The organism is Streptomyces longispororuber, assembly GCF_014656095.1.
GTDB lineage: Bacteria > Actinomycetota > Actinomycetes > Streptomycetales > Streptomycetaceae > Streptomyces > Streptomyces longispororuber.
Map to the genome: position 1 here is coordinate 1 of NZ_BNBT01000230.1, position 9,180 is coordinate 9,180.

Annotated in this window: 4 protein-coding genes; 1 reads left to right on the forward strand and 3 read right to left on the reverse strand. The window is 74.9% G+C overall.

Features of this window, described 5'->3' with window-relative positions:
- Positions 1 to 65: 65 nt before the first annotated feature.
- The 3 genes from IE330_RS36495 to IE330_RS36505 form a co-directional block, all read right to left on the reverse strand.
- Positions 66 to 1,172, reverse strand: coding sequence for a zinc-binding dehydrogenase (locus tag IE330_RS36495; protein ID WP_190140482.1), 1,107 nt, complete (start codon positions 1,170 to 1,172; stop codon positions 66 to 68).
- Complete coding sequence (locus IE330_RS36500; RefSeq protein WP_190140483.1) at positions 1,169 to 1,981, reverse strand: phytanoyl-CoA dioxygenase family protein; 813 nt, start codon at positions 1,979 to 1,981, stop codon at positions 1,169 to 1,171. Before IE330_RS36500 ends, IE330_RS36495 begins: the two co-directional genes overlap by 4 nt.
- 73 nt (positions 1,982 to 2,054) lie before the next feature.
- Positions 2,055 to 2,789: an SDR family NAD(P)-dependent oxidoreductase gene (locus IE330_RS36505; RefSeq protein WP_190140484.1), complete on the reverse strand. Its 735-nt coding sequence runs from the start codon at positions 2,787 to 2,789 to the stop codon at positions 2,055 to 2,057.
- A gap of 1,225 nt (positions 2,790 to 4,014) precedes the next feature.
- Between IE330_RS36505 and IE330_RS36510 the strand changes: the two genes are divergently transcribed.
- The coding region (locus IE330_RS36510) for a non-ribosomal peptide synthetase (RefSeq protein WP_190140485.1) at positions 4,015 to 9,180 on the forward strand (5,166 nt) is incomplete at its 3' end.

The following is a 9,180-nucleotide window of genomic DNA, read 5'->3' on the forward strand; positions in this document are numbered from 1 at the left end:
CGTGTCCCCCGACCGCGCGGTGCGGCCGGGGGACACGGCTCGTCGTGGGGCGGGTGGGACGGGGGTCAGCTCGTGAGGACCGCCTTCATCACCGAGCCGTCGGCGACCGCGGCCAGCGCGTCCGCGTGCCGGTCCAGCGGGAACGGCGTCACGAGACTCGCCAGGTCGAACCGGGCGGCGAGCGTCGGCAGCAGCCGCACGTACTCGACGAGGTGGGCCCCGGTGAAGGCCCAGGAGCCGATCACGTCGAGCTGGCGGTACACGATCTGATGCGGGTTGATGAGGGTGTCGCCCGCGTCCGTGTACTGGCCGATGACGAGGTACGTGCCGCCCCTGCGGGCCAGGGTGAGCCCCTGGGCGACGGCCCGGGGCACGCCCGCGCACTCGATGACGAGGTCGGCGCCCTGGCCACCGGTGGCGGCGCGCACCTCGTTCAGCACCTGCTCCTGGTCGGCGGCGTCCGCGATGTTCAGGTGGACGTCGCCGATGCCCGCCTTCGCCGCGCGGTCGAGCCGCTCGGCCGGACCGCCGATGACGATGACCTTGGCGGCGCCGGCGAGCTGGGCGAACGCGGCCGCCGCGAGGCCGACGGGGCCGCTCCCCTGGACGACGACGACCTCGCCGAGCCGCACGGGGCGGCGTTCGTACAGGGCGTGCACGACGGTGGGGCCCGCGCAGGCCAGCGACATCGCGGCGAGCGGGTCGACGCCCTCGGCGGCCTTGACGACGGTGGTGCCCGGCTGGAGGACGATGTGGTCGGCCCAGGAGCCGGACAGCTCGGGACCGTCCAGGGTGGAGCGGTTGACCCCGTACGTACGGCGGTTCTCGCACAGCGTCGGCTCGCGGTGCAGCCGGCACGGCGGACAGGTGCCGCAGGCGATGGACGAGGCCCACATGACGGAGTCGCCGGGCCGCAGTTCGGCGCCGACGGCGTCGTGCGTGGCGCCCTCGCCCAGCTCCCGCACGGTGCCGAGGCCCTCGTGGCCGAGGACGAGCGGCGTGGGGATCGGCAGGTGCCCCTGCTTGAGGTGCAGGTCGGTGCCGCAGATGCCGCCGTAGCCACAGGCGACGATCATGCCGCGGTCGGGGGCCGGGGGCAGGGCGAACTCGCGCAGCGCGAGCGGCTCGCCGAACTCCTCGAGGACGACTCCGCGGCCGGTGCGCCCGGTCATACGGCCACCTCCTCGAGGTCGTCGAGGAAGGTGCCGTCGAGCGGGGCGAGCGGGGCGGAGTCCCGGCACACCACGTAGTCGGGGCGCGGCTCGCCGCGCCAGCTCGGCAGATTGCTGACCTCGTTGTACGTCACGATGAGCAGCCGGCGGGCGAACGGGGACATGTTGGGGGCCGAGCCGTGCACGATCTCCGGCGAGAAGAGCACCACGGAACCGGCCGGGCCCTTGGGGCTGGTCATGCCGTGCCGGTCGACGAGCTCGGCGAGCCGCTGCGGGGGCAGCGAGATGTCGTCCGGGTCCAGGTGCTGCTCCGACTTCACCTCGGACTTGCGCCCCTCGTGCGCGAGGCCTTCGCGGTGCGAACCGGGCAGGAAGATGACGGGGCCGTTGAACTCGGTGACGTCGTCGAGGAAGACGGCCACGTTGACCTGCGCCGGGGCGGGCAGGTTGTCGGAGATCTGCCAGGCGAGGAAGTCCTGGTGCCAGGCCCACTTCTCGCCGCCGAAGGCGGGCTTGGCGTTGATCTTGAACTGGTAGACGTACACGTCGTCGGTGAGGAGCTGCTGGACCGGCGCCAGCACGCGCGGGTCGCGGACGAGCCGGCTGTACTCGGCCTGCCGCTGGTGGGAGGAGTACACCGCGCGCACCGCCGCGCCCCCCTCCTCGACGATCCGGTGCGGCCCGGGCGTGTCGCAGTCGCGCTGGAACGCCGTACGCAGCCGGTCCACCTCGTGCCCGTCCAGCAGGGAATCGAGGAGCAGGAATCCGTTCTCCTGATACTGCTCCAACTGCTCCTGGGTCAGACGCATTTTTCTTTTCGCTCCTTATACAAGGGGAGTTCGCGTAGGGGCGCGCACATGGGCTCGGGGTCGCACCGGGGATTCACCCCATGAAATGTCCGCCGTCCACGATGAGCTGCTGCCCCGTGATGTAGGCCGACCGCGACGTCACGAGGAATTCGAGGGCGTCGGCGATGTCCTGCGGGGTGCCGATCCGCTGCTGGGGAATGGAGTCGATGACCGCCGCGCGCCGTTCCGGCACGTCGAGCCGGTAGCGCTCGGTGACTTCCGGGGTGTCGGTGAAACCGGGGAGCAGGGCGTTGACCTGGATGTGCGGGGCCAGTTCCAGGGCCATGCACTTGGTGAGCTGGAGCAGCCCCGCCTTGCTGGCGCAGTAGTTGGCCCCGTTCGCGCGCGGACGGATCGCCGTCGTGGCGCCCACGTTGACGATGGAGCCGCCGCCGGCCTCGATCATCGCGGGCGCCAGTGCCTGGCTGAGGTGGAACGGCCCGGAGAGGTTGGTCGCGACGACCTGGTCCCAGTCCTCCTCCGTGAGGGAGAGGAAGGGCCGGTCGCGGTTGACCCCGGCGTTGTTCACCAGGATCCGGGGCGCGCCGTGCTCGGCGAGGATGCGCGTACAGGCCTGGCGGACCTCGGCGGGCCGCCCGAGGTCGACGCGTACGGGCACGATGCCGCCGTTCCCGGCCTCGGCCGCCTCCTTGGCGGCGGTCTCGTCACTCCGGTAGAGGGCGAGCACCCGGTGGCCCAGGGCGCACAGCCGCAGGCTCAGCGCCAGTCCGATTCCCCGGGTGCCGCCGCTGATCACTGCCGTCGCCATGAGAACTCCACAGGGGTGCGTACCGCGGGGCGTCCGGCCGACTGCGGGAGCGCCCGGGAAGTCGGGCGGCTCCGGCAGATCACGCACGTCCGTCACCCCGTACAGACGAATGGATCGAAGAGAGACGAATGGATCGAAGAACGGATGCGGAACGAGCGGCCACCCGCGGTGTCCGTCGGACCGGGCGGGGACGGGTTCACCGATGGCGGCCTGGCATCCGCCACCGGCGCGTTCCGGACGCGTCGTCCAGGCCTGTCGGCCCGGGATCACACCATCCTGCCTGCGGGCTGCCGGGGTCAAGCGCGGGAAGGGCCCGACGGGGGCCGCCGGGCGATGGCACCGGGTGTCCTGTCCACGGGACACCCGGTGCCGTGCGGCGGTGTGGCCGGGGGCGCCCTGCCGGACCGGCCGCGGCACCGGCACGCGCGCTCGGTGAGTGCACGCGCGCTCGGTGGGTGCGCGCGCACCCGGTGGGTGCAGGCAGGCCTTGTGGGTGCACGCAGGCCTTGGGGGGGCACGCAGGCCTTGTGGGTGCACCCACGCCCGGCGGGCGCACGCACACCCGGTGGGTTTCGGACGCCGTGCGCCGCGGCCGCGCGGGGCTCGGGACCGTGTGCTCGCGGTGCTCGCGCGCACGGGCGGCGCGCACGGGCGGCACGCCATCCGCGCACACCGGCAGCACGCGGCCCGGGGTCGGGTGCCCGCGGGTCGCCCGCCACCCGGAGTCCGGCGCCCACGGTCGCCCGCCGCCCGGGCCCCGGTGCCCCCGGTCGCCCGCCGCCCCGGCTCCGCGGGTTTCGCGCCCGGCACCCGCCACGGCGGTCGCGCCGTCCCCGATCACCCGCGCGACCACCCCCGGCAACGCGCCGGAAAGGCGCGGGACATGCCCGGCGATTCCGCTTCCGTGCGGTGTCCCGTCCACGGGACAGCGGGGCGCCGCGGGGCGCCCTGCCTCAGGTCCGCCCTCGCTTGACCACGGCAGGCCGCAGGCGTGAGGGTGTGATCCCAGGCCGGGAGGCCTGAAGACGACGTGTTCGACCGGCGGCGGACGCCAGGGAGCCCACCCCCGCCGACCGGCTTACGGACACCGCGGGCGGCCGCCTGATCCGAACCACTTCTTCGATCCATTTATCTGTGTGGGGTGATGGATGTGCATGCTCCGCTGGAGCAAAACCGTCCGCTGACGAGTAGGGACGGTGCGGCCGGACTGATCCTCGACACGACGGTGCCTGAGCTGTTCGCCCAGCAGGCCAGGCTGACTCCGGACGCGGTCGCCGTCGTCTGCGGACACGAGTCACTGACGTTCGGCCAACTCGCCGCGGAGTCCGCCGCGGTGGCCGCCGGACTGACGCGGCGCGGCGTGGGACCGGAGTCGCTCGTCGCGGTCGCGCTGCCGCGGTCCGTGGAGGCCGTCGTGGCCCTCCTCGGCGTGCTGAGGACCGGCGCCGCCTACCTACCGCTCGACCCCGACTACCCCGCCGAGCGCGTCGCGCTGATGCTGGGCGACGCCCGCCCCGCCCTGCTGGTGTGCGACGCGGACGCCCCCGAGCACCTGACCGGCCACTGCCCCACCGCCCGTGTGGCGGAGCTGGCCGACGGCGGCTCCGGCGACGGCGCCCCCGCTGCCGTCCACCCGCAGGGGCTCGCGTACGTCATCTACACCTCCGGGTCGACCGGTACGCCCAAGGGCATCGGGGTCACCCACCGCGACGTGGCCGCGCTGGTGGCGGACCGGCGCTGGCACCACGGCATGCGGATGCTGCTGCACTCGCCGATGGCCTTCGACGCCTCGGTCCTGGAGATCTGGGTGCCGCTGCTCAACGGCGGCACCGTCGTCGTCGAACCGTCCCCGGACCTGACGCCCGCCGTCCTCGCCGCGCAGGTGGCCCGGCACGGTGTCACCACCGTCTGGCTGACCAGCGCGCTGTTCAACCTCCTGGTGGAGGAGGACGCGCGCTGCCTGACCGGTCTGCGCGAGGTGTGGGTGGGCGGCGACCGGGTGTCGCCGCAGTCGGTCGCCCGGGCCGTCGCGGCCTGCCCCGACACCGTCTTCGTGAACGGCTACGGGCCGACCGAGACCACGGTCTTCACCTCCAGCCACCAGGTCGACCCCGCGCGGAAGCCGGACGAGGAGGTGCCCATCGGGCAGCTCTTCGACACCCTCGACGGCTACGTACTCGACGACCGGCTGCGGCCCGTGGCGCCGGGCGTCATCGGGGAGCTGTACGTCGCGGGCCCCGGCGTGGCGCGCGGCTACCTGCGCCGGCCTGCGCGGTCCGCCGAGCGGTTCGTGGCCTGCCCCTTCGGCCCCGCCGGTGAACGGATGTACCGCACCGGGGACCTGGTGATCCGCACCGACGACGGCGACCTCGTGTACCAGGGGCGCGCCGACGACCAGGTGAAGGTGCGCGGCTACCGCATCGAGCTCGGCGAGATCGAGGCGGCCCTGCTGGCCCACCCCGCGGTCGCGCACGCCGCCGTGATCGCCCGGCAGGGCCGCGGCGGGGACACGGCCAAGCAGCTCTTCGGCTACGTGGTGCTCGCCCAGGACGGCGCGCCCGCGCCCGACGAGGCGGAGATCGCCCGTGAGCTGCGGGAGTTCGTGGCGCGGCGGCTGCCGGAGTTCATGGTGCCGGTCGCGCTCATGGTGCTCGACCGGCTGCCGCTGACCCCGAACGAGAAGCTGGACCGGGCCGCGCTGCCGGAGCCGTACTTCACCGGCAGCGCCTACCGGGCGCCGCGGGCCGGGACCGAGGAGGTCCTCGCCGGTGTCTTCGCCGAGGTCCTCGGCCAGGCCCGGGTGGGTGCCGACGACGACTTCTTCGCCCTGGGCGGCGACAGCATCCAGTCCATCCAGGTGGTCTCGCGGGCCAGGGCGCAGGGCGTGCTCGTCACCTCGCGGCAGGTCTTCGAGCACCGCACCGTGGCCGAGCTCGCCGCGGTCGCGGTCGCCGACACCGGGGACCGCGGTCCCGTGCTCGCCGAACTCGACGGCGGCGGCGTGGGACACCTGCCGCTGATGCCGGTGGCGCACTGGATCCTGGAGAACGGCCCCGGCTTCGACTCCCTGCTCCAGGCCGTGGTCCTGGAGCTGCCGCACGGCATCGACCGCGACGGCCTGGCCGCGACCCTCACCGCTGTCCTCGACCGGCACGACCTGCTGCGCGCGCGGCTGCTGCCCGACGGCCTGCTCGTCGCCCCGCCCGGCTCGGTGGACGTGGACCCGCTGATCCGCACGGTGCCCTGCGACGGGACGTGGTCGGGCGAGGCCTGGCGGAGCCTGCTCGTGGGCGAACTCCAGGAGCTGGCGGGCCGCCTCGACCCGAAGGCCGGGGTCCTCGCCCAGTTCGTGTGGTTCCGGCCGCCGTCCGGCCCGGGGCGGCTCCTGGTCGGCCTGCACCACATGGTCGTCGACGGCGTGTCGTGGCGGATCCTGATGCCCGACCTCGCGGCGGCCTGGCAGCAGGTCCGCGAGGGCGCCGCGCCGGAGCTGCCGGCGCCCGCGACCTCCGTACGGCGGTGGGCCCACGCGCTGGTGGAGGAGGCGGCACGGCCCGAGCGGGTGGCCGAGCTCGACCGCTGGACGTCGATCCTCGACGGGCCCGACCCGGTCCTCGGGGCCCGGCGCCTCGACCCCGCCGTGGACGTGCAGGCCACCGTCGAGAAGGTGCGCGTGGTGCTGCCGTCCGCGGCCACCGACGCGGTCCTCACCTCGGTGCCCGCGGCCTTCCGCGGCGGCGTCAACGACGTGCTGCTCGCCGCCCTGGCGATGGCGGTGGTCCGCTGGCGCCGCGCCCGGGGCGTGGAGGAGCCCTCCACGCTGCTGCGCCTCGAAGGGCACGGGCGCGAGGAGGAGTCGGTGCCCGGCGCGGACCTGTCCCGCACCGTGGGCTGGTTCACCAGCGTCTTCCCGGTCCGCCTGAACCTGTCGGGGATCGACGTGGAGGACGCCTTCACCTCGGGCCCGGCCGCCGGAGCCGTCGTCAAGGCCGTCAAGGAGCAGTTGCTCGCCGTGCCCGACAAGGGCCTGGGGTTCGGGCTGCTCCGCTACCTCAACCCGGAGACCGCCGAGGTGCTCCGCGGGCGGACGCTGGGCCAGATCGGCTTCAACTACCTGGGCCGCTTCTCCACCGGCGACATGCCCGACGACCTGCACGGCCTGGGCTTCACCCAGACCTCGGACGCCGCGGAGTTCACCGAGCTGGCCGAGCTGGACGCCGGGCACGACCCGGCCATGCCCGCGCTGTGCGAGGTGGACATCAACGCGATGGTCACCGACACCGCGGCGGGACCGCGCCTGGGAGCCGTCTTCGGCGCCCCCGCCGGGGTCCTGACCGCGGCGGAGGTCGGCGAGCTGGCCGCGCTGTGGCAGGACGCCCTTCAGGCCCTGGTGCGGCACGCGGCCACCCCCGGCGCGGGCGGCCTGACCCCGTCGGACGTGCCGCTGGTCGACGTCTCCCAGGGCGAGCTGGAGACCTGGGAGAAGCGGTACCCGGGCCTGACCGACGTGTGGCCGCTGACCCCCTTGCAGGCGGGCCTGCTGCACCACTCCGAACTGGCCGGCGCCGGCGAGGACATGTACCAGGTCCAGTTGGTCTTCGGGTTCACCGGCCCGGTGGACGCCACGCGGATGCGGGCGGCCGGGCAGGCCCTGCTGGAGCGGCACACCGGCCTGCGGACGGCGTACGTGCCCGACGCGTCCGGGGACGTGGTGCAGCTCGTCGTCTCGGGCGTGACCCTGCCGTGGCGCGAGGTGGACGTCGCCGAGGACGAGTTCGAGGCGTTCCTCGCGCGGGAGCGCACCGAGCCCTTCGACGTCGCCGCGCCGCCGCTGCTGCGGATGACCCTGGCGCGCGTCGGCTCCGGGCGCACCGAGGTGGTGCTCACCGCCCACCACGTGCTCTTCGACGGCTGGTCCGAGCCGATCCTGCTGCGCGAGCTGCTGTGGCTGTACGCCGGCACGGCCGCCCTGCCCAAGGCGCCGTCGTTCCGGGAGTTCCTCGGCCACCTCCACCGCCGCGGCCAGGAGCAGCGGGAGCTGTCGGTACGCGCCCACACCGATGCCCTCCGGGGGGTCGAGGAGCCCACGCTGCTGGTCCCGGAGCGGGACGCGGCGAGCGGCGGGGCCGGCTTCGGCACGCTGGAGCTCGCGCTGACCGCCGACGAGGCCCGCGCCCTGGTGCGGCGGGCCGCGGAGACCGGCAGCACGCCCAGCAACGTGGTCCAGGCCGCCTGGGCCGTGGTCCTCGGGGAGCTCACCGGCCGCACCGACGTGCTGTTCGGCGCCACGGTCTCCGGCCGCCCGCCCGCGCTGGCGGGGGTGGCCGACACGGTCGGCCTGTTCATCAACACCGTGCCGGTCCGCGCGCGCTGCACGCGGGACAAGACCCTCGCCGAGGTGGCGACCGGGCTCCAGGCCGCGCAGGCCGCGCTGCTCGACCACGACGACTGCGCGCTCGCCGACCTGCACGAGGCCACCGGCCTGGACGCGCTCTTCGACACCCTCGTCCTGGTCCAGTCGCACCCCTTCGACAACGCTGCCATCGCCGAGGCGAGCGACGCGGCCGGGCTGCCCGCGCCCACCTTCCGCAACATCGCCGGGGCGAACTACCCGCTCATCGTGATGGCCGAGCTGGACCCGCTGCTGCGCCTGCGGCTCCAGTACCAGCACAGCGCCTTCGACGCCGCGGCGGCGTCCGGCGTCGCGGAGCGGCTGCTGCGCGTGCTGCGGGCGTTCCTCGCCGAACCGGGCAGCCGGGTGGGGGCGGTGGGCGCCCTGGCGTCCGCCTCCTCCGCGGCCACGCCCCGGCCGGTGGCGGAGGCGGCCGGGAGCGGGGAGCTGGTGCCGCGGGCGTTCACGCGCCTTGCGGACGGGGCCCCGGACGCCGTGGCCCTCGTCGTCGGCGGGGCGACCACCAGCCGGCGTGAACTCGACGCGCGGGCCGCCCTGCTCGCCGACGAGCTGCGCCTCTACGCCGGGGAGCCGGACGCCGTGGTGGCCGTCTGCTGCGCCGACCCGGTCGACCGGGTGGCCGCGCTGCTCGCCGTCCTGAAGGCGGGCGCGTGCGCCCTGCCCCTGGACGCCGAGGACTCCGCGGAGTGGACCGCCGCCGTCCTGGGCGACGCCGCGGCGGGTGCCGTCGTCGTCGACAAGGAGACCGCCGACCGGAACTGGGGCTCCCTGCCCCGCGTCCCGGTCCCCCACGACGCGCTGGGTGCCCTTCCCACCGCGCCGCCGGACCGGACGCTCCCCGGGCACCTCGCGCACCTCGCCTACGCCCCGGACGCGACGGCCCGGCCCCGCGCGGTGGCCGTCACCCACGCCGGCCTGGCCGAGGGGGTCCGCGCCTTCGCCGCCGAGGCCGGGGCGGCGCCGGTGACGGCGAACGCG